Origin of the sequence: Thalassobacillus cyri (assembly GCF_900107755.1) — a bacterium.
Classification (GTDB): domain Bacteria; phylum Bacillota; class Bacilli; order Bacillales; family Halobacillaceae; genus Thalassobacillus; species Thalassobacillus cyri.
The window spans coordinates 58,873-77,126 of the sequence record NZ_FNQR01000017.1; the positions used below are offsets into that span (position 1 = coordinate 58,873).

Below are 18,254 nucleotides of genomic sequence, written 5' to 3' on the forward strand. Positions count from 1 at the left end.
GGCTTGGAAACTACTTGCTTTCCAGCTTCATCGCCTAGACACTCGCGACATAAGCAGTCCATCAACGGGAAGAAAGAACCCTTTTGCTGTTCTGCTTATGCGTGTCGTATCTCCCAAGGCGATTATGCATTCATTTCTTTCCTGTGGGGGAACTGGGAAGCCTCCTCAGACTTCGTCTTCCGGGGTCTTGCCTAGCTCCTTCTCCCACGGGAGTCTCGAAGTTTCCCAACCATACCCCATCTGAAGGATGAGAGAAACGAATCCCTGCCATAGATGAAGATGCCTTCCACAAATCATATGGAACTATGATGCACGTAATAAGCCGTTTTTGTGTTTTTATGAGTAGCTCTTCTTATGTTGGAGGACGTATAAAGATGTTTCCGTTTGCCTTACCAACGCAAGGAGGTCCGGGAAATTGCGAGACTCCTCGAAAATGCTACGCATTTCCTTCGTGCGGTGTTTTTTCAAGAAGCTTATTCAAAGTCCTATGGGAGAATAGTACATGGTGAGATCCCGCAGGGCTTTAACCCGAGGAAGCTCACCGTACGCCCATGGAAAGCGAGTGATTTCCCGGACCTCCAAACGCTCATCAACATAACGGAAACATTTTCTCTCGAAACTGAGTCTTCAACTAAAGGGAGCTTTACTTGAGGATCAACATTAAGAATTCACCCGTGCCTTCATAAAAGGTGAAGCGGGATGTGAAAGTTTTTTAAAACAAAGTCTATGTTTATTTAATGGTATTCTTTAATTGATCGACAATTTCCTTACTGTTACGTTCACCAGATATTTTGGCGATGGTTTTACCTTCTTTCCTGATCAATAAGGTAGGGAGCTGCGTTATTTTATCTTCGATGCTGTATAAAGAGGAAGAGCTCTTAAAAAACTCCAGTGGTTGTTCCTGGTATTGATTTTTAAACGCAATGAAGGCATCCATGTAGGCTTTTTCAGTCTCTAGTTCTCTTTCTTCTGTGACCAGCTGTATTTCATAACCACTCGGCTTGGCACTAATCACTTCTATTTTTTTCAGTTCCGGGAAACATCCCGTAAACAACAAGAAAATAATTCCGATTGGTAGAACTGTTTTAGTCAATGGAATACCACTCTCTTTCTGTTCTTGGAAGCTGATTTCATTCTAACAAATAAAGATTTAAAAGAATCGAATGTTATCAAAATGTCACGGAAGTGAAAAACCGTCGAAGTTTAAATGAAAAGTGTGAAATAGAAGATAAGATGAGGGTAATAAAAATCATTAAAAAGACCTGCCCAATGAAGGGCAGGTTTTTGATCTTGGCTTATTGTTTCTTTTTCAATCCGATTTTTCTATCTTCTTCTGCGAATGATTTGACGAGTGAGAAGCATAGCATAATCATGATAACCGTGAATGGGAAGGCAGCGATGATAGCAGCTGTTTGCAGAGCGCCTAAACCGCCTTGCCACAATAGTACAGCAGCTGCACTAGACTGGATAATTCCCCACGTAAACTTAACCTGGTTACGAGGGTTTAAGCTGCCGCCTGTCGTCTGCATTCCAAGTACGAAGGTTGCTGAGTCAGCCGATGTGACAAAGAACGTACTGATCAAGGTCAGTCCGATGATTGACATCACCATGCCAAGCGGGACATTTTCTAACATCGCAAATAGAGCAACTTCTGTCCCTAGTTCACTCACCGCAGACTGGATATCCATGCCCTGGAAGAATTCAAGGTGAATCGTTGTACCACCGAATACAGAGAACCAAAGAGCACCGAATATAGTCGGTACCAGCAGGACGCCAAGAATGAATTCACGGACGGTACGGCCGCGGGAAACACGAGCAATAAACGTTCCGACGAATGGTGCCCATGAAATCCACCAGGCCCAGTAGAAGATTGTCCAGCCCTGAACCCAGGTGTTGCTTTCTTCCGAGAACGGAGTCATACGCAAACTCATTTGTGGCAGGTTTGAAATGTAAGACCCAAACGTTGTTGTAAAGTAATCCATGATAAAGTTGGTCGGTCCTGCAAATAACAGGAAGAACATTAATAAAAGGGCTAATACGATATTCGTATTACTCAAGTACTTGATCCCTTTATTCAAACCAGTCATGGCCGAAACCATGAACAGGACGGTTACAACAGCAATTATAGATAACTGAAGGGTAAAATTATCATTCAACCCTGGAACCAAATAAGCAAGACCACTCGAGATCTGTAAGGCTCCGAAACCAAGAGATGTAGCCACCCCGAAAATGGTTGCGAATACGGCAATGGAATCGATTATTGTTCCAATTGGTCCCTTAATTCGTTCTTCACCAAGCAATGGCGCTAATGCTGCACTAAAAACACCAGGCGCATTTTTTCTGAATTTGAAATAAGCCAGTGCCAGGGCGATGACCGCATAGATAGCCCATGGGTGGAATCCCCAGTGAAAGAAGCTGTAACGCATCGCTTCTTTAGCAGCCTCCTGTGTGCCAGGTTCCGCCGTAGGTGGGGTATGGAAATGTGAAAGTGGTTCTGCAGCACCCCAGAACACCAGTCCAATACCCATACCTGCACTGAATAGCATCGCAAACCAGGTGATGTACGGATATTCCGGTTCATCATCTGGTTTACCCAGTTTGATTTTTCCGTACCTGGAAAATATTAAAAAGATAGCAAATACTAAGAATCCAGTTGCTGAAAGTAAGTAGAACCATCCAAATTTGTCAGTTATAAAACTTTGAATGTTTGTCGTGATGTTATTCAGGTTCCATGTCGGTAATGTCGAGTCCGGTATGATTCCCCATCCGATAAAGAGAAAGGCAATTACTACCGAGATGTAAAAAACTCTTGTAACTTGTTTCAATCTCATCATCCTTTCTAAGAATTCTGTAGCAATTGATTGACGGTCACTTCACGTGTTCCTGTTCGTTAACGTAACGAAAATAAATGTCTGCATGCTTCGAGTTGGAAAGTTGATTAAGCTCTTCTATTACGTCATGTAAACAGAGTAACTCATATAATAATACCGTTTGAGGTGGCAAATGGTGACGGTAGCGACTTTCTTGTTCGATATGTTCATGCTTCCACTCCCAAAAAACATGATCCAGCTCATGGATATGTTGAAAATGCTTTTCAGGTATGTGATGTCTTGGTGCTTTTAATATTGCCACAAATGAAGGAATCATTCTTTCAATTAAATGTTCTTCCCTGTGATTGAAGTCTCCACTATCCGTTTGAATATACTGCAAGTTTCCTAAGTGGTAGATGATCTGCTGCAATAGATCAAGGCGCTTTTGGGTATATTGGAATGCGCGCATATCAATGTTCGTATGCTTATGATAGGACCATTCTTCACGCTGATAATGGGAAAGTTGATGTGTCCTTTCGATACTTTGTGTCAGTTCACGGTATTTTTTATTAATGAGAGCTCTTTTTTTATGTTTTTCTCCAATGACTTCTTTTAAAATCAACTCCAGCAGGTCAGCAGACAGTGAATATAACCGATCGATATTGCGTTGGATACTGCTAAAATAATTTGGCGGCAACAGGAAAAAATTGACTAGGGAAGAAACTACTATACCAATAGATGTAGTACCCAATCTGATAAAGAACGAAACAATGTAATTTTCCTGGAAATCAGGAATCATTGCTGTTGCGGTTATCGTAGCGACCAGTATGCCATCCTGTAGGTTAAGTTTATGGCAGACAGCAATCGTCAAAATTGCTACGAGCGCATAAGTCAGAGCACCTTTACCGAACACCCCATATAAGGAAGTGGCAATCAACGCTCCAATGGCAGAAGCGGGAAACCTTATCGCTGCTTTCCGGATGGAATCTGCCGCCGTATGTTCAATAGTTACAATCGCTGTGATCACCGCAAAAATAACCGGCCAACCAAAATAACCGCAGATCAGTGCGGTTATAAAGACGGAGATACCGGTTTTAAGTGTCCTGCTTCCAAAAAGCTTGAATTGCAGCAGACGTTCCATCATCTTGAATCACCCTACATTTTCTTTGGCTCCAGCCACGATTTCTAATTATAGTATAAATTAACGGGAAACCATAGTAAAAACTATAATAAATCATATATAATGTAATTGTTGGAAATACATAGAAAAAAATAACATCTGGGGGTCTTTACATGAACAAAAAGTTGGTATCTTTATTGGCAATGGTTATGATTGGGCTTTTGGGCGCCTGCAGTACGAGTGAAAATGTGTCCCAGGATGAGACAGTCAAAGCAGAATCAAAGGAAGGAACAGAAGCTCCAAAGACGGAAGAGGGGGAGACGAAAGAAGCAGATAATCAAAGTACAAGTAAAAAAGCTGAAGGATCTGAGGAAGAAGCTTCAGGTGCTTTAGCGAAACAAGCGGAAGAGATTGTAATAGAGCCTGTTTACGAATTATCAGGAAACTGGGCTTTTCAACCGATAGATGGGCAGGCGAACGAAAAAGTAGCTTTGATTACCATTGATGATGCTCCAGATAAATATAGTGTGGAAATGGCAAAAACATTGAAAGAATTAGGAGCGCCAGCAATATTTTTTGTTAATGGTCATTTCTTAGATACTCCAGAGGAAGAAAAAAAGTTGAAACAGATTCATGAATTGGGATTCCCTATCGGAAACCATACCTATAGTCATTCCTCTTTGCCTGCTCTGACTAAAGAGCAGCAATATGAAGAAATAATTGGTTTGAATGATCGGGTGGAAGAAATCATCGGGGAGAGACCGGAATTTTTTCGAGCACCATTTGGCCAAAATACCGATTACACAAAGCAGCTGGCGGAAGAGGAAGGAATGCTGCTGATGAACTGGACTTATGGCTATGACTGGGAGAAAGATTACCAGAGTGCATCCGCAATAGCACAAATTATGGTAGAAACCCCGCTGTTGACAGACGGAGCCAACCTGCTGATGCATGATCGTGAATGGACAGCAAATGGATTGGAGGAGATTGTCACCGGGCTTGAGGAAAAAGGATATGAGCTGTTAGATCCAGCTTTAATCAAGCGGCCATAATAAAAATACCATCATCAAGTAGATAAACTTGTGTGATGGTATTTTTTATTATTATGACTGTAGTGGACTTAACATCCATTTCATTCGACAATCAATGAAGGTTAATTTTTGCCAGCGCTTTTCACTACGTAATAAGGTTCAATCGGATACAATGTAATGCATTTTTATTCTATTTATGAAAGTTTTCGTTTATAATAATACATAATACGCTCGTTGAATAACTGTAATTTTCCTTCTAATTTCTTCGCAAAGAATTTAGCCAACTCATTTCCTTTGTTTTTATCTCCATGTGTCGAAGCTTCAGGCAACGTGATTTGAATGAAATATTGTTCATCATCTTCTGTTACTCCCTTTGTACTTCCTACTCCGATTAGTAGATGTTGATAATTAGGGTCTCTTCCTTTCAAATGCAGGTAGTTGCCGTTGTCGTCTTTCTTCTCCGTAATTAAGTAAGGAAAAGCATGACCGCTGTAGCTCCAATCGAGTTGTTCGCCGGTTTTTGACGTTATTTCCTGATAATAGTTAAGCAAATCCTGAATTTCTTTCAACGAAATTGTCTGTTGGACACTTTCTTTTACCAGATGAATGAATGCGCTTTTTCCCATTTTTCCAACTCCTGTCATTAGTTTCTAATTTCATGTTAGCACTTTCATAGTCCCCTGCTCAATAACATTTGTCACGTTCAAAGATTTAATGAGGTGAAAAAGCCGAAACGGCTTAAAAATAAAAGGAGGTAAACTATGTATATGGAGAAATTGTATGATGAAATGGAACAGTCTAATGTCAGGTTTGTCGGATTTACCACCAAGGAAGGGAGGTATGATTTCGGTATCATCTATACCAGTCAATTTTTCGGGAAACCGTTAATTGTGTGCATGCAGACAGGACAATCCGCTTTGTTCGATAGTGCGGATGTTAAAGATTTAGATTTCCTGCAAAAGAAATTCCGGCTTCCTAACCAGGGTGTAGCGATTGATTTAGCAGATTTTCTTGATGAAGTTGTACCTCCGGCAGAGCTGATGGAAGCTTCTTACGAGTAAAATTACCCCCAGTTCGTTTACAGGATGACTTAAGTGGGAAAAGAATTATTAATGTGACATACTTTTTAGGCTTGATTTTTTAAATGTGTCATATTAAAATGAGAACATAACCTGAAAACGATTACAAAAATACTTGTAAAGGAGCTGGATGTTCAGATGGGTACAATTGTATGTCAAGATTGCCAAAGAATTATTGAACATTATGAGGATGAGAAGGTTTCCACTCTTTATAGTACTTGTCCGTCATGCAATCCGAAAGAGAAAAAATAAAATAGTGTGACATAATGAAAACCCCACCGGATATCTGGTGGGGTTCATTTTTTATACTATATTAAAGTTTACCTTTGTTAAAGGATTCAAGTATAAGAACATACTAAGGCATTCGCCATACGTACTTGGCGAAAAGCCAAGTTTTTTGAATAATCGTGTATTTACTTGAAAGCCCGATGTTCTTTGATGACACGGATAGTTTCAAGCGTTTCATCCTCTGGTCCCTGTACTGGCAAGCCTGCTTCCAGGTTTTCTCGTATATAAGCCACATTTTCTTTTGTAATGATTTCGCCTGGGATAAAAATCGGGATACCAGGCGGGTAGATCATCAGCGATTCAGCACTGATCCGGCCGATACCTTCGTCAAGAGCAACGACTTCGGTCTCCGAATAAAATGCTTCCCTCGGCGATAAAGCAAGCAATGGAATTTCCGGAACTTTGACCTTGATCTCCTCATTCGCTTCCAGGACAGGCCGGCTGGATGCCAACTCTTTCAAAGCATGTACCAGCAAACCGGTTTCTTCTATTGTATCTCCTGGTGTTACAAGACAGAGGATGTTATATAAGTCAGATAATTCCACTTCAATGTTGTAATGCTGGCGCAGCCATACTTCCACATCGTAGCCTGTCACTCCCAAGTCTTTGACCGAAATGATCAGCTTTGTAGGATCATAATCGAAGGTCGCGTCGCTGCCGATAATTTCTCTTCCCACACAATACAGTCCGGACAGTTGATTGATTGACTTACGTGTACGTTCTGCCAGGATAATCGTCTCGTCAATCATATCTTTTCCTTTAACAGCTAATTGTCTCCGGGCGGTATCGAGAGAAGCGAGCAGCAGGTAAGATGTCGATGTCGTCGTCAGCATCGATAATATCGCCTGAACACGTTCATGGGAAACCAGACCTTCTTTTAAATTTAAGACGGAACTCTGTGTCATCGAGCCGCCGAGCTTATGAACACTTGTTGCCGCCAGATCCGCTCCTGCCTGCATGGCCGATAATGGGAGTGTATCATGAAAATGAATATGGACACCATGTGCCTCATCAACTAATACAGGTACGTCATAATCATGTGCCACCTCGACAATTTTCTTTAAATCAGCAGCAATCCCAAAATAAGTAGGATTGATAACGAGTACTCCTTTAGCGTCAGGGTGGGCTTCAAGCGCCCGGTTTACCGCTTCTGGGGTGATACCGTGAGAAATACCTAACCGCTTATCCAGCTCCGGATGGATGAATATCGGAGTCGCACCTGAAAAAATGATAGCCGTTGTGACCGACTTATGGACGTTTCTTGGTACAATAATTTTATCTCCGGGATGGCAGACACTCATTACCATGGTCATGATTGCCCCACTGGTTCCTTGTACAGAGAAAAATGTATAATCAGCCCCGAAAGCTTCAGCAGCAAGATCCTGGGCTTCTTTGATGATCCCGTGTGGATGGTGAAGATCATCCAATGGCTCGATATTGATCAGGTCGATTGATAGAGCATTGTCACCGATAAAGTGACGGAATTCTTCATCCATCCCTTTTCCTTTTTTATGGCCGGGAATATGAAATGGAATCGGGTTCTTTTCCATATGAGCTAACAAACCCGAAAACAATGGAGTTTTGTCTTGAGACAATTGCTACACCTCTTCATAAAATCGTATAAAACATATGAATTATAGCAGATGCGGGCAATTGTGGCTAGCATTTTTGCAGGTAAGGATATTAGTTGAAGCCGTATCGAACTATCATGATAGAATGTAAAAAAGGAGGAAGGAAAAATGAATTGGGAAACAAGAGTAACAGATTTGCTGGGAATTACATATCCGATTATCCAGGGCGGCTTGGCTCATCTTGCCTACGCTGATCTTGCTGCAGCTGTTTCTAAAGCAGGTGGCCTTGGTCAGATCACTGCTATGAGCATGGATGGACCAGAACACCTAACAAAGGAAATCAGGCGTGTCAAAACAATGACTGAAAAACCCGTCGGGGTGAACTTTGCCATCGGCCAGCACGGCCGGCCGTTTGAGCATATGGTCGAAGCTGCTATCAAGGAAGAAGTACCGGTTATTTCCGTAACAGGAGGCAATCCTAAACCAGTACTCGAGATGGTCGAGGGCACCTCTATAAAAAAATTAGTGCTCGTTGCCGCCAGAAGACAGGCAGAGAAAGCGGAAGAACTCGGTGCAGATGCCGTCATGGTCGTAGGCCATGAAGGAGGAGGACATATCGGCCGGGATGACATCGGAACATTCGTACTTACCCCACAAGTAGTCGATGCCGTTTCAATTCCTGTCATTGCATCCGGAGGTATTGGCGATGGCCGCGGTCTAATGGCTGCTTTAAGCCTTGGAGCGGAAGGAATCGAAATGGGCACCAGGTTCATTGCGACGAAAGAATGCATCCATGCCCACGAAAAGTATAAACAAGCATTAGTGGAAGCAGATGAAATGAGTACCGCTGTAATCAAAAAAACGTTGAAAGCTCCCGCAAGAGCCTTGAAAAATAAATGGACCGATGAAATTCTTCAATTAGAAACCGGTAACCCGGGCTATGAAGGTTTAAAGTCTTTTATCAGCGGGGAAGCGAATAAACGATATATTTATCAAGGCGAAATAGATAATGGCTTTGCCTGGGCTGGCCAGGTTGCAGGCAGAATAAAGGATGTGCCTTCCGTGCAAGCTTTATTTACAAGTATGCTTTCGGAAGCAGAAGAAATCCGGAACAAATGGAGCCAGTGAACGAAAGGGGTCATGAATATGAATTATACCTATCCAATCGACGAAACATGGTCAAAACAAGAAATCATTGATGTTGTCAATTTCTACTCATTAGTAGAACAGGCGTATGAGAAAAATGTAAAGCGGGATGAATTGATGCTTGCCTATACCAGGTTCAAGCAGATCGTTCCTTCTAAAAGTGAAGAAAAACAATTATGCGGTAAGTTCGAGAAAGAATCCGGCTACTCCTGTTACCGGACTGTGAAAAAAGCGAAAGAAATGGGTACCGAAGATAAAGTGAGTATGTAATTTAAAAAAGTCTGCCCCTTGCCACTTCTGGTGAGGAGCAGACTTTTTTTGTGGGAAGACAATTTTTTTATCTGATCCAATTCTCTTAGTAGAGCATTGGAATCAAGCCTGTTTTGCCATGCGGTAAAGGGATTCGAGAGTTTCGAATGCGCCTTTGCATCGAGCGAGAAATTTATCAGCATCTTTCAAAATAGGATCGTTTCGGTCTATGTTAAGCCCGCAAAGCAGCTCAGCTTTTTTTACATTTTCCAGGCGATCGACCATCTCGCTGAATTTTTCTTCCGTCAATTCTTTTTGAGGGATAGCATCCGGTGTCATATGATCGATGGACCAGACGAAGTCTTCTGGTATTTCTTTTCGAATTTGGTAGTCTTCTTTCTTAATTGCTTTTGCGAAGCCCTGTTTCACCGGACTTTCATAAATCACGGCAAACCAGACGAACACATGCGACTCCCATAATCCAATTTGAAAATGAGGAAGTTTTTTATAACCACGGTTGCTGTTGGCAAGAGCGGCCCATGTATCATTAGGTGGATTTTTTGTACGCCTTGCATGTTTTGCGACATGGACGAACATTTCATCTCCAGTCAACGCAGTTAGGTCGGGGGCGAGTTCTGTAGCAATCGCTTCGAGCTTAGGAGAAACCTGAGCTTTCAGTACCTCCATGCGTTCATCCAGACCTGGAATATTAAAGACGTCAAAGTCTTTCTCTGAAAAACCATTGAATTGCTCCATTAACCATCAACTCCTAATCGTTCTGCTAGTAGAAAGTTTACCATAGTCAGATCCATCTTCTAAATAATACGTTCTTTTGGTTTGAAACTCTGTAATTTTGGTTAAATAAAAGTAATAAAAACACATACCGATCAAGCAAACTGCTCATATAAATAGACAAACGAGGGTTTATATAAGGGAGGGAAGACTAAATGAAGCGTGTAATGGAAGCGTTAAGGCGCCGTGAGGCTGAAGAAAGACTCCCCGTCATCCGGTTGGAGATAGATTACGAATTGATGACCTTATATGACGCGATGATGGAGGAAGATGAAGAGCAAATAGCCAACAGTAAGCAACGCTTGAATGAGTTACGTACCGAACTTATCCAATGGATGGCATAAACAGAGCAGCTGATAAGTTGCTCTGTTTTTGTATATAATGAAACAGAGACATTGCTTTGCCTAACTATGGGAGCGTGAAACCAGGCAAAAACTCTGTTAGGCTGAAACAACAACAACAATTACGTATTTATGTAAAAGGGGTTCTTGTCATGGAAAAACAAGCAAGACAGCAAATATTTGAGCAGGCAAAAGTGTGGGTGCTTGAAGCAGGTGAACAAATCAGAAAGCGGATGGAACAGCCGTTTAAAGTTGAAACGAAATCAAACCCGAATGATCTGGTTACAGAATTGGATAAGGATACAGAAAGGTTTTTTGTAGAAAAAATCCGCAGTCATTACCCGGAACACCAGCTGTTCGGCGAAGAAGGGTTCGGTGATGATATTCAGACCCTCGATGGCACCGTGTGGATTGTCGACCCGATCGATGGCACGATGAATTTCGTTCATCAAAAAAGGAACTTCGCTATTTCTATCGGAATATATTACGATGGCATCGGCGAAATCGGGCTGATTTATGATGTCATGGCCGATGTTCTTTATACAGCCATTAGGGGGGAAGGTGCATACAAAAATGGTGAGCCTCTAGAAAGACTTGAGGAGCCGCAGGAATTGGATAAATCGATTCTTGCGATCAATTCGTTTTGGGCGCTCCGTAATAAACGAGTAGGGGAAGAAGGGATCCATCGATTGGTGGAGAAGGTAAGAGGCACCCGTTCCTTTGGCTCCGCTGCCCTGGAATTCGCCTTCGTCGCTGAAGGAATTATCGATGGTTATTTGACGATGAGCCTGATGCCATGGGATATCGCAGCAGGTATTGTCATTGTTGAAGAAGTCGGCGGCATCACCACGCAGGCAAATGGTCAGCCGGTCAATATGCTGGAGAAAAATTCTATTTTGACATCGCACCGTGATATCCATCAGGAAATCGTCAACGAATATGTGGAATTGAAAATATAGGGACATCCGTTCTTGTAACTAAAAAAGCTTGTAGAGAAACTTCATGTTTTCTACAAGCTTTTTTGTTTTTTCGTGGGAGAATAGGCGCTCTTAACAGTATATTGCCCTCACCTGATCCTCCCTGTACGATTAAAGAACAAAGATTCCCCGAAAAGGCTGGCGCATCAAGCGACAGCCCTATGAGACTTCACGATCGTTTTCTCTTTCCGGCAATCCCGAACCCCATGATGGCAAAACCAAGAAGCAGAAATAATCCTGCCAGCCAAAAATTCCTTATCCCTAATGCAAAACCGACAAATACGAAACAAAGGATAGCTAAAAAAGCGACGAACATCCTTTTCCAGTCTATTTTATTCATTTCAATCACCTCTTTTATATGTACCTATCCAGTATAGCCGACATTTCCTTTGTTGAAAACGGTCGAATCCACAATGATATTCTGAGATTTTCTTGTAGCGCCATTCCTTATTGTTTAGTATCATGGAGACAAGAGAGAACAAGGGGGAACATCATGAACGAGGAAAATGTTTTGAACGTACCCAATGATCTGTGGCCAATTGCAGATATGTTCTTCCAGGGACTGGGTACAGAAGTGAATATGAATAATGAAGATGAAGTGGCCTTGTTATTCCGTGGCTTCTTTTTATTGTATTTGACAGTCGTCACTCTTGCTATTATCACTTTCAAGCTTGGTTTTGCCAGAAAACTGCCATTGTTGCAGAATTTGATCGTATATGGTGTTTTGGTGATTGGTACTTTCTTTTTAACTCTAATTTTAGGTTTGAACTTGCCAATCGCTGAAAGTTTACTGGCTTCCGCCATTGTATTGGGGATTTATCGTATCCGGCTTCACCGGGAACGAGAGTCCCGAAATGAAAGCTCATAGAAAAAGGAGAGGTGAAGCGTATGCGCTCATTGCAAGATGCTGTATATAATTGGTTAACGATCCAGGTAGTAGCAGATTATCGTCCGGATGATGCTTCAGCTAATGAAACAGCTGATTTCTTTTATGAGATGCTGCAAAGTGATCATCAAGTAAAGGAAATAGAGGTCAATTGTGAGAATGAATTATATCAAGTCACCTGCCACACCTCAGAAGAAGTGCGTAAGCTTCGCTTTCCTGCCGAGCTGATTGACTTGATGCTCGTCCAAATCAAGGACGAACCGCATAAGTTCAAAAACTACAGCTGAAACCATTAGAAAAACTTGGCTTGTCGCCAAGTACTTATGTCGAAAGCCTTTGTCTTTTCTTATACTTTGATCCTTCAACAAAGTTAAAACTTTCTTTAAGTATAACAAAAGGCTGACCTTTATTAACTGGTCAGCCTCTTTGTAATACGTATTGGGTTAAGATAAATATTGTTCACTTTTTCGCTCTTTGTAGACGCGGAAATCGCCAGTTGCCAGTCTTTTTTTCGTCTTTTCCCCAATACGTTGATGACAGCTTGGACACATGTAGGTGGTAAGCCGGCGGTTTCTCAGCCGCTTCGCTTGCAGACAATTACTGTCTATGCTGTTTATTTCATCGCATATTACGCATTGGACACGCATAGTTTCACCTCAGATAATAGTAATAGCTATAATATAAAAAAAGTATAACATAATCCATGGCATCACGCATTTTTGGATTGTTTCCATTGTAATTCAGAGTTCCTGTATTTTGTAAAGGAGGAGTCCGTATGGCGAACCAAGTAGAGCACCTGTTGAATGATACGCAATATGAACTGCTGCAAGAGGAAACGTTTATGTTGTTGTCTACGTATAGTCAAGAAAATCAATCCCCCATGGTGAATGCCATCAGCTGGGTATATGCGAAAGATAAACATTCGCTATTGTTTGCTGTTGATAATCGATCCGTTATTGTCAGGAACATCAATACCTCCCCAAACGTCGTACTGACACTAATAGATGCCGAATCGACTTATTCTATTAAAGGGAAGGCCCGAATTCTGACAGAGAGAATTGGAGAAATCCCGTTGAAACTAGCCAAAATCGAAGTGGACATTGAAGAGGTGAGGGATGTCATGTTTTATGGAGCGAAAATCTCCAAAGGTCCTGATTATGACAAAACTTATGATAAGCAGGCAGCTGCCAAATTAGACCGTCAAGTCATGTCTGCATTACAAAAATAACCAAGAAAATGCTGTTTCAAATAAATTCAATAAGGGAAGTGTATCTATAGGAAGACCAAGAAAGGATGATTTCTTTGAAGAAAAGATGGATTTTTTCAACGGTTGGTGCACTAGGCGCTGGCACTCTAGCTTATATGCTGAAGGATGAAGAACGCCGAGGACAATGGAAAGGAAAAGCACAGTCGCTTTTCTCCAAAGCAGAAGGAAGCGATCTGCCAGTCGAAGCTGCTGGCAATCCGCAGGAAGACAATCACGAAAACACTAAAATGGTTTCCGAAGGCTCCCAATTTGGAGTACAGTATTATAATGAACTGACAGAAAAAGAACGCGAAATACTTGAAAAAGCAAACAGCTAAATCCTGAAAAGGATTTAGCTGTTCTTTTTTCGGTTCAAATGTTCATTGGATTGTTCTTCTTCAATTTCATCAAGTTTTTGTTCTTCTTGTTCTGGGACAGATTCTTTATTTTGATCAGGTTCTTCTGCGCGGTCGTCATCGATCGGCATCTCTGGCATGTAACGCCCTACTATGGCACTTAATTCTTCTGTTACTGCCTGGATTGGATGACCTTCTTGCAGTTTGTTTCTCAACTGCCGGATTCTCTCAGCGCCGTCAGCATCAGCAACAACCACCGCCCGTTTACCGAATGGATCGTGTTTCAAGGATTCACCGACAGAGTATTTGATTGTTCCAACACGTGAACGATCAAGTTCTTTATCTACATCAATACCGACCACCACATAGGGGCCTAGAACGATTGCCGTAGCATCATGGACATTCGGAACTTCTGTTGCTAATTTAGCGAGATGCTCTGCAGCTTGCTGGATTGTCTTATCTTCTTTTTCAATTGGATCAGAATCCTTTACCATCAATGGTTCGGATCCTTCTCTTTCTTGCTGCAGCGTCTCGGGGTCCTCTCCCTGGCAGGCAGTAATCATTAGTAAAGCGATTAACAAGAATGTGTTGAGGATGGGTTTTTGCATCGTAAGTTCACCTACTTTTTTTACTAGCGTTTGTCAGGTCGTCTATCCTTATGCATTGAAACATATAAATGAGTTAAGAACCCTTGGAACCATTCATCCTAATATAGGAGGCGTACCTTTTGAAAAAAATCTATGTATTGGATACCAACGTTTTGCTGCAGGATCCAAACGCGATTTACACTTTTGAAGATAATGAAGTGATCATACCAGCTGTGGTTTTAGAAGAAGTAGACACGAAAAAGAGGATCATGGAAGAAATTGGACGAAACGCAAGGCAGGTATCCCGAATCATCGATAGGCTTCGTGGGAAAGGTGAACTGCACAAAGGGATTCTGCTTCGTAATGGGGGAAAATTGAAAATAGAACTGAACCACCGCTCTTATCAAAAGATGGAGGAAATTTTTGTGGAAAAAACAAATGATAACAGGATATTAGCGGTGGCCCACAATTTGCACGAGGAAGAGAAGCAAAAGAAAAATGGAAAGCAAGTCATCTTAGTGTCAAAGGATATGTTAATGCGGGTAAAAGCAGACGCAATGGGAATTCCTGCGGAAGATTATCTGAATGAGCGAGCGATCCATAAAGATGAAATATATGCAGGATTTGAAGAATTGTATGCCAGTAAGGAAACGCTGGATCGTTTTTATAAGGAAGGTCAACTGTCTATCCAGGAATTGACGCTCACGTACTATCCTAATCAATTCTTTATTATCAAAAACCGTGCGAACCCTTCCCAGTCAGCGATGGGAATTGTCGATCATAACGGAGTGCTCAAACCATGCAAATTTTCAAATGAACATGTGTGGGGGATAAAGCCCAGGAATGCCCAGCAGGTGATGGCGCTCGAACTGCTATTAAGAAGGGACATACCTCTGGTAACATTGACAGGAAAAGCAGGGACTGGAAAAACCCTACTGGCTCTTGCTGCCGGCTTGATGCAAATCGAGGATCTCGGGCTTTATAAAAAGATGCTGGTTGCGCGACCAATTGTTCCGCTTGGTAAAGATCTCGGCTATTTGCCAGGGGAGAAAGATGAGAAATTGAGACCGTGGGTTCAGCCGATTTATGACAATCTGGAACACCTTTTCGACGTGAAAAAGCCAGGAGAGTTAGATGGTATTTTGTCGGGGCTCGGATCTATCCAGGTTGAAGCCCTTACCTACATCCGTGGGAGAAGCATACCTGATCAGTTGATATTGATTGATGAGGCGCAGAATCTCACCCGGCATGAAGTGAAGACGATACTGACGAGGATTGGTGAAGGTAGTAAGATCGTACTTCTGGGGGACACTCAGCAAATCGATCACCCTTATTTGGATGAATATAATAACGGTCTCATGCATGTGGTTGAAAAATTCAAACACCATGCGTTGAGCGGCCATGTGAAACTGATCAAGGGCGAACGTTCGCCATTAGCCCAACTGGCAGCCGATTATTTGTAATTCGTTGCATAAAAAAGTCGTTGCATAAAAAAGCTGACTGGGAGGATGTCCAACATACCTGCCCAGCCAGCTTTTTCGTTATGCACGGTTGTACTGGATAGTTAGTCAAGTGTGATTACTGACAAAGCGTCGGCGTTTTGTGCTTTAACGGAAAATGATCTTTTTAACGCCTTTGATCGGTTCATCTTTATTGCTGCCGTCTTCCCAATATAGATGAAGCGGGCCATCTTCTTTCAAAGGGCGGCCTTCTACTGAAAACAACGCCAGGGCTTGCCGCATCTTTTCTACAGTCACTTCCACATCGCCATCCGTGGTCTCCAATGTAACGCCGCTGAGGTCACTGGCAGGCTCGCTGGTTGAGATAAAAGGTTTTAAATCCATTAAATATGTCTCTTTTAGGATTTTTTCTCTCTCAAAACGGGAAATACTTCTATTAACTGGCGGATCAATTTTTTGTTGGTAAATCTCACGATCCCACCGCATAGAAGCTTTCTGGAGCTCATCCTCTTCGTCTTGTTCCTTTTCGCCTGTCCCGAATGCTTCGTCATAGGTCACTTTGCGGTCATCAAAAATCCACACGGTCGGATCAAGTGTGATTGGATATTTAACATTTCCTGCTATTTGAACAATCATGGCATGGGCCACCTTTCAATAAATTAATCACCATAATTCAGAATAGCAAAAAATTGCAATCATTGCACCCGAAGGAGGTCATTTAAGTGGCAAAGAATTTGACAAAAGAAACGTTGGAAGATTGGTTAGAGAATGTAAGACCGCTGGCGCATGACGGGAAAGTAGCTGACTATATCCCTGCACTTGCCAAACAGGATCCAGAAGAATTAGCTGTAGCAGTGTATGATCTGGACGGAGAGTGTATCAGCGCAGGGAACCTGGAGTGTTGTTTCACACTGCAAAGTATTTCTAAGGTATTGTCCCTTGCATTAGCATTGATGGACAATGGGGAAGATTTTGTATTTGACCGAGTAGGGATGGAACCAACAGGAGACCCTTTCCATTCGATTTATCGCCTGGAGCAGCATGCACCATCGAAACCCTTGAACCCCATGATTAATGCCGGAGCCCTTGCTGTAACAAACATGATCCATGGAGCTAACCCGGACGAGAAGGTAGGCAGGTTACTCAGCTTTATCCATGAAATGACGGATGATCAATCGATCCGTTACAACGAAGAAGTTGCCGACTCTGAATTCAAAACCGCTTACCTGAACCGGTCTCTGAGTTATTACATGAAGCAGCACGGGGTAATCGAAGGCAGCGTAGAAGACACATTGGATGCTTATACGAAGCAATGTGCCATCGAAGTCAACATCCAGCACCTGGCACGTATTGGAGCTATATTTGCAAACGATGGAAGAGACCTGGATTCCGGCAGGCAGATCCTACCGAGGCATTTAGCGCGTATTTGCAAAACCTTCATGGTTACTTGTGGCATGTATGATGCATCCGGGTCTTTCGCCATACGCGTAGGCATACCTGCAAAGAGTGGGGTATCAGGGGCAGTAGTCGGCGCAGTCAATGGATATGGAGGCATTGCCGTGTACGGAGCCGCCCTTGATGAAAAAGGAAACAGCGTCGTCGGCCTAAAACTACTGGAACTCCTCGCCAACCGCTATGATTTATCCATTTTTTAAATTCCACCGTTTTAACAAGTTGATGTATGAACTAAATGATTGTGTGGGCCTTTCCGCGGACTACCAGCCAAGTCTCCTCACTTCGTTGCGGGGGCTCAGAAAGTCTTCCCGTCTTCCTCGCGTAAAGCAGTTCCCATAATCCGTTAGTCTAACTATAGTAGTGGATCATAGTAGCAACATATGGGGGAATAGGCAAAGGGTTTTGAAGTTTGACATATATCTTATGTTGCAATTTCCTGGGACAGACGCTAATATAATAAATAGAAGTCTGTTATTGGAGGGGATGTTGATGTTATCTGATCTGGCTGTGGATCATCGCGAAAAAGCCTATGCCCTTCTCAAGGCTGATGCAGATAAGATCTTAAAGTTAATCAAGGTTCAAATGGATAATTTGACCATGCCACAGTGTCCATTATATGAAGAAGTTTTAGATACACAAATGTTTGGGTTGTCCCGAGAAATCGATTTCGCGGTTCGCCTTAATCTGGTTACCGAGGAAGAAGGAAAAGCCTTGCTCGATAACTTGGAACAACAGTTGAATGTATTACATGAAGCTGCACAGAAATCTTGATATATAAGCTCAAATTGCGACAGCTAATGTTGTAATTTGGGTTTTTTTATATCACCTTATCCAGATTCTACATACTAAAGTGAAAAAAT

25 protein-coding genes are annotated in these 18,254 nt (G+C 42.3%); 15 read left to right on the forward strand and 10 right to left on the reverse strand.

The annotated features are described in order from the left end of the window. Positions 1–730: 730 nt before the first annotated feature. The 3 genes from BLV00_RS17150 to BLV00_RS17160 form a co-directional block, all read right to left on the reverse strand. Complete coding sequence (locus tag BLV00_RS17150) at positions 731–1,093, reverse strand: hypothetical protein (RefSeq protein ID WP_093046189.1); 363 nt, start codon at positions 1,091–1,093, stop codon at positions 731–733. 202 nt (positions 1,094–1,295) lie between these two features. Then, entirely contained in the window at positions 1,296–2,825 is a 1,530-nt protein-coding gene (locus BLV00_RS17155) for a glycine betaine uptake BCCT transporter (RefSeq protein WP_093046190.1), read from the reverse strand. 43 nt (positions 2,826–2,868) lie between these two features. Continuing rightward, a complete protein-coding gene (locus BLV00_RS17160) occupies positions 2,869–3,954 on the reverse strand; it encodes an FUSC family protein (protein WP_093046191.1) in 1,086 nt (361 codons plus the stop codon). A 149-nt stretch (positions 3,955–4,103) separates the two neighbouring features. Here BLV00_RS17160 and BLV00_RS17165 point away from each other — a divergent pair, with 149 nt between their 5' ends. Then, positions 4,104–4,982: a polysaccharide deacetylase family protein gene (locus tag BLV00_RS17165; protein ID WP_093046192.1), complete on the forward strand. Its 879-nt coding sequence runs from the start codon at positions 4,104–4,106 to the stop codon at positions 4,980–4,982. Positions 4,983–5,155: 173 nt separating this feature from the next. Here the strand turns inward: BLV00_RS17165 and BLV00_RS17170 are convergent, their stop codons facing one another. Next, on the reverse strand, positions 5,156–5,587 hold the full coding sequence (locus tag BLV00_RS17170) for a DUF1885 family protein (protein ID WP_093046193.1): 432 nt from the start codon (positions 5,585–5,587) through the stop codon (positions 5,156–5,158). A 135-nt stretch (positions 5,588–5,722) separates the two neighbouring features. On the opposite strand from BLV00_RS17170, the gene BLV00_RS17175 reads away from it, so the two are divergent. After that, positions 5,723–6,022, forward strand: a complete 300-nt coding sequence (locus tag BLV00_RS17175; RefSeq protein WP_093046194.1) for a DUF3055 domain-containing protein — start codon at positions 5,723–5,725, stop codon at positions 6,020–6,022. A gap of 156 nt (positions 6,023–6,178) precedes the next feature. Next, positions 6,179–6,292 (forward strand): GapA-binding peptide SR1P, encoded by a 114-nt coding sequence (locus tag BLV00_RS17180; RefSeq protein WP_084315628.1) that lies wholly within the window; start codon positions 6,179–6,181, stop codon positions 6,290–6,292. Between the two features lie 161 nt (positions 6,293–6,453). Here BLV00_RS17180 and BLV00_RS17185 read toward each other — a convergent pair whose 3' ends face one another. Then, on the reverse strand, positions 6,454–7,923 hold the full coding sequence (locus BLV00_RS17185; protein WP_093046195.1) for an aminotransferase class I/II-fold pyridoxal phosphate-dependent enzyme: 1,470 nt from the start codon (positions 7,921–7,923) through the stop codon (positions 6,454–6,456). 144 nt (positions 7,924–8,067) lie between these two features. On the opposite strand from BLV00_RS17185, the gene BLV00_RS17190 reads away from it, so the two are divergent. Further along, positions 8,068–9,027 (forward strand): NAD(P)H-dependent flavin oxidoreductase, encoded by a 960-nt coding sequence (locus tag BLV00_RS17190; protein WP_093046196.1) that lies wholly within the window; start codon positions 8,068–8,070, stop codon positions 9,025–9,027. An 18-nt stretch (positions 9,028–9,045) separates the two neighbouring features. Further along, on the forward strand, positions 9,046–9,315 hold the full coding sequence (locus BLV00_RS17195) for a UPF0223 family protein (RefSeq protein ID WP_093046197.1): 270 nt from the start codon (positions 9,046–9,048) through the stop codon (positions 9,313–9,315). A gap of 102 nt (positions 9,316–9,417) precedes the next feature. Here the strand turns inward: BLV00_RS17195 and BLV00_RS17200 are convergent, their stop codons facing one another. Further along, positions 9,418–10,050 (reverse strand): YktB family protein, encoded by a 633-nt coding sequence (locus BLV00_RS17200; protein WP_093046198.1) that lies wholly within the window; start codon positions 10,048–10,050, stop codon positions 9,418–9,420. A gap of 191 nt (positions 10,051–10,241) precedes the next feature. Here BLV00_RS17200 and BLV00_RS17205 point away from each other — a divergent pair, with 191 nt between their 5' ends. Continuing rightward, complete coding sequence (locus BLV00_RS17205) at positions 10,242–10,430, forward strand: hypothetical protein (protein WP_028782633.1); 189 nt, start codon at positions 10,242–10,244, stop codon at positions 10,428–10,430. A gap of 149 nt (positions 10,431–10,579) precedes the next feature. Next, on the forward strand, positions 10,580–11,386 hold the full coding sequence (locus BLV00_RS17210; protein ID WP_093046199.1) for an inositol monophosphatase family protein: 807 nt from the start codon (positions 10,580–10,582) through the stop codon (positions 11,384–11,386). Positions 11,387–11,573: 187 nt separating this feature from the next. On the opposite strand, the gene BLV00_RS22090 is transcribed toward BLV00_RS17210, so the two are convergent. After that, a complete protein-coding gene (locus tag BLV00_RS22090) occupies positions 11,574–11,744 on the reverse strand; it encodes a DUF5325 family protein (protein ID WP_176791681.1) in 171 nt (56 codons plus the stop codon). 153 nt (positions 11,745–11,897) lie between these two features. On the opposite strand from BLV00_RS22090, the gene BLV00_RS17215 reads away from it, so the two are divergent. Further along, positions 11,898–12,272: a YlaH-like family protein gene (locus BLV00_RS17215; protein WP_093046200.1), complete on the forward strand. Its 375-nt coding sequence runs from the start codon at positions 11,898–11,900 to the stop codon at positions 12,270–12,272. Between the two features lie 20 nt (positions 12,273–12,292). Further along, the gene (locus tag BLV00_RS17220) at positions 12,293–12,577 is read left to right on the forward strand and encodes a hypothetical protein (protein WP_093046201.1); all 285 of its coding nucleotides are present in this window, start codon (positions 12,293–12,295) and stop codon (positions 12,575–12,577) included. Positions 12,578–12,733: 156 nt separating this feature from the next. Here the strand turns inward: BLV00_RS17220 and BLV00_RS17225 are convergent, their stop codons facing one another. After that, entirely contained in the window at positions 12,734–12,898 is a 165-nt protein-coding gene (locus BLV00_RS17225) for a YlaI family protein (RefSeq protein WP_245729003.1), read from the reverse strand. Here BLV00_RS17225 and BLV00_RS22410 point away from each other — a divergent pair. The 3 genes from BLV00_RS22410 to BLV00_RS17235 all read left to right on the forward strand — a co-directional run bounded on the left by BLV00_RS22410 (position 12,824) and on the right by BLV00_RS17235 (position 13,874). Continuing rightward, positions 12,824–12,985, forward strand: a complete 162-nt coding sequence (locus tag BLV00_RS22410; RefSeq protein ID WP_245729004.1) for a hypothetical protein — start codon at positions 12,824–12,826, stop codon at positions 12,983–12,985. The genes BLV00_RS17225 and BLV00_RS22410 overlap by 75 nt on opposite strands. An 80-nt stretch (positions 12,986–13,065) precedes the next feature. Further along, positions 13,066–13,518: a pyridoxamine 5'-phosphate oxidase family protein gene (locus tag BLV00_RS17230; protein ID WP_093046203.1), complete on the forward strand. Its 453-nt coding sequence runs from the start codon at positions 13,066–13,068 to the stop codon at positions 13,516–13,518. Between the two features lie 65 nt (positions 13,519–13,583). Further along, complete coding sequence (locus tag BLV00_RS17235; protein WP_342723015.1) at positions 13,584–13,874, forward strand: hypothetical protein; 291 nt, start codon at positions 13,584–13,586, stop codon at positions 13,872–13,874. A 14-nt stretch (positions 13,875–13,888) separates the two neighbouring features. Here the strand turns inward: BLV00_RS17235 and BLV00_RS17240 are convergent, their stop codons facing one another. Next, positions 13,889–14,500: a YhcN/YlaJ family sporulation lipoprotein gene (locus BLV00_RS17240; protein WP_093046204.1), complete on the reverse strand. Its 612-nt coding sequence runs from the start codon at positions 14,498–14,500 to the stop codon at positions 13,889–13,891. A gap of 119 nt (positions 14,501–14,619) precedes the next feature. Here BLV00_RS17240 and BLV00_RS17245 point away from each other — a divergent pair, with 119 nt between their 5' ends. Further along, a complete protein-coding gene (locus BLV00_RS17245) occupies positions 14,620–15,942 on the forward strand; it encodes a PhoH family protein (RefSeq protein WP_093046205.1) in 1,323 nt (440 codons plus the stop codon). A 144-nt stretch (positions 15,943–16,086) separates the two neighbouring features. On the opposite strand, the gene BLV00_RS17250 is transcribed toward BLV00_RS17245, so the two are convergent. Then, the gene (locus BLV00_RS17250) at positions 16,087–16,575 is read right to left on the reverse strand and encodes a hypothetical protein (RefSeq protein WP_093046206.1); all 489 of its coding nucleotides are present in this window, start codon (positions 16,573–16,575) and stop codon (positions 16,087–16,089) included. Between the two features lie 86 nt (positions 16,576–16,661). Between BLV00_RS17250 and glsA the strand changes: the two genes are divergently transcribed. Then, positions 16,662–17,594, forward strand: a complete 933-nt coding sequence (glsA, locus tag BLV00_RS17255) for a glutaminase A (protein WP_093046207.1) — start codon at positions 16,662–16,664, stop codon at positions 17,592–17,594. Between the two features lie 289 nt (positions 17,595–17,883). Beyond that, positions 17,884–18,165 carry an Fpa/YlaN family protein gene (locus BLV00_RS17260; RefSeq protein WP_028782643.1) on the forward strand — a complete coding sequence of 94 codons (282 nt, stop codon included), beginning with the start codon at positions 17,884–17,886 and terminating at the stop codon, positions 18,163–18,165. Positions 18,166–18,254 lie beyond the last annotated feature (89 nt).

Bases quoted from the DNA above. Each gene is read 5' to 3' on its own strand.
- BLV00_RS17160 (WP_093046191.1), bottom strand. From the start codon at position 3,954: ATGATGGAACGTCTGCTGCAATTCAAGCTTTTTGGAAGCAGGACACTT.
- BLV00_RS17165 (WP_093046192.1), top strand. From the start codon at position 4,104: ATGAACAAAAAGTTGGTATCTTTATTGGCAATGGTTATGATTGGGCTT.
- BLV00_RS17170 (WP_093046193.1), bottom strand. From the start codon at position 5,587: ATGGGAAAAAGCGCATTCATTCATCTGGTAAAAGAAAGTGTCCAACAG.
- BLV00_RS17175 (WP_093046194.1), top strand. From the start codon at position 5,723: ATGTATATGGAGAAATTGTATGATGAAATGGAACAGTCTAATGTCAGG.
- BLV00_RS17180 (WP_084315628.1), top strand. From the start codon at position 6,179: ATGGGTACAATTGTATGTCAAGATTGCCAAAGAATTATTGAACATTAT.
- BLV00_RS17190 (WP_093046196.1), top strand. From the start codon at position 8,068: ATGAATTGGGAAACAAGAGTAACAGATTTGCTGGGAATTACATATCCG.
- BLV00_RS17195 (WP_093046197.1), top strand. From the start codon at position 9,046: ATGAATTATACCTATCCAATCGACGAAACATGGTCAAAACAAGAAATC.
- BLV00_RS17200 (WP_093046198.1), bottom strand. From the start codon at position 10,050: ATGGAGCAATTCAATGGTTTTTCAGAGAAAGACTTTGACGTCTTTAAT.
- BLV00_RS17205 (WP_028782633.1), top strand. From the start codon at position 10,242: ATGAAGCGTGTAATGGAAGCGTTAAGGCGCCGTGAGGCTGAAGAAAGA.
- BLV00_RS17210 (WP_093046199.1), top strand. From the start codon at position 10,580: ATGGAAAAACAAGCAAGACAGCAAATATTTGAGCAGGCAAAAGTGTGG.
- BLV00_RS22090 (WP_176791681.1), bottom strand. From the start codon at position 11,744: ATGAATAAAATAGACTGGAAAAGGATGTTCGTCGCTTTTTTAGCTATC.
- BLV00_RS17215 (WP_093046200.1), top strand. From the start codon at position 11,898: ATGAACGAGGAAAATGTTTTGAACGTACCCAATGATCTGTGGCCAATT.
- BLV00_RS17220 (WP_093046201.1), top strand. From the start codon at position 12,293: ATGCGCTCATTGCAAGATGCTGTATATAATTGGTTAACGATCCAGGTA.
- BLV00_RS22410 (WP_245729004.1), top strand. From the start codon at position 12,824: ATGACAGCTTGGACACATGTAGGTGGTAAGCCGGCGGTTTCTCAGCCG.
- BLV00_RS17230 (WP_093046203.1), top strand. From the start codon at position 13,066: ATGGCGAACCAAGTAGAGCACCTGTTGAATGATACGCAATATGAACTG.
- BLV00_RS17235 (WP_342723015.1), top strand. From the start codon at position 13,584: ATGATTTCTTTGAAGAAAAGATGGATTTTTTCAACGGTTGGTGCACTA.
- BLV00_RS17240 (WP_093046204.1), bottom strand. From the start codon at position 14,500: ATGCAAAAACCCATCCTCAACACATTCTTGTTAATCGCTTTACTAATG.
- BLV00_RS17250 (WP_093046206.1), bottom strand. From the start codon at position 16,575: ATGATTGTTCAAATAGCAGGAAATGTTAAATATCCAATCACACTTGAT.
- BLV00_RS17260 (WP_028782643.1), top strand. From the start codon at position 17,884: ATGTTATCTGATCTGGCTGTGGATCATCGCGAAAAAGCCTATGCCCTT.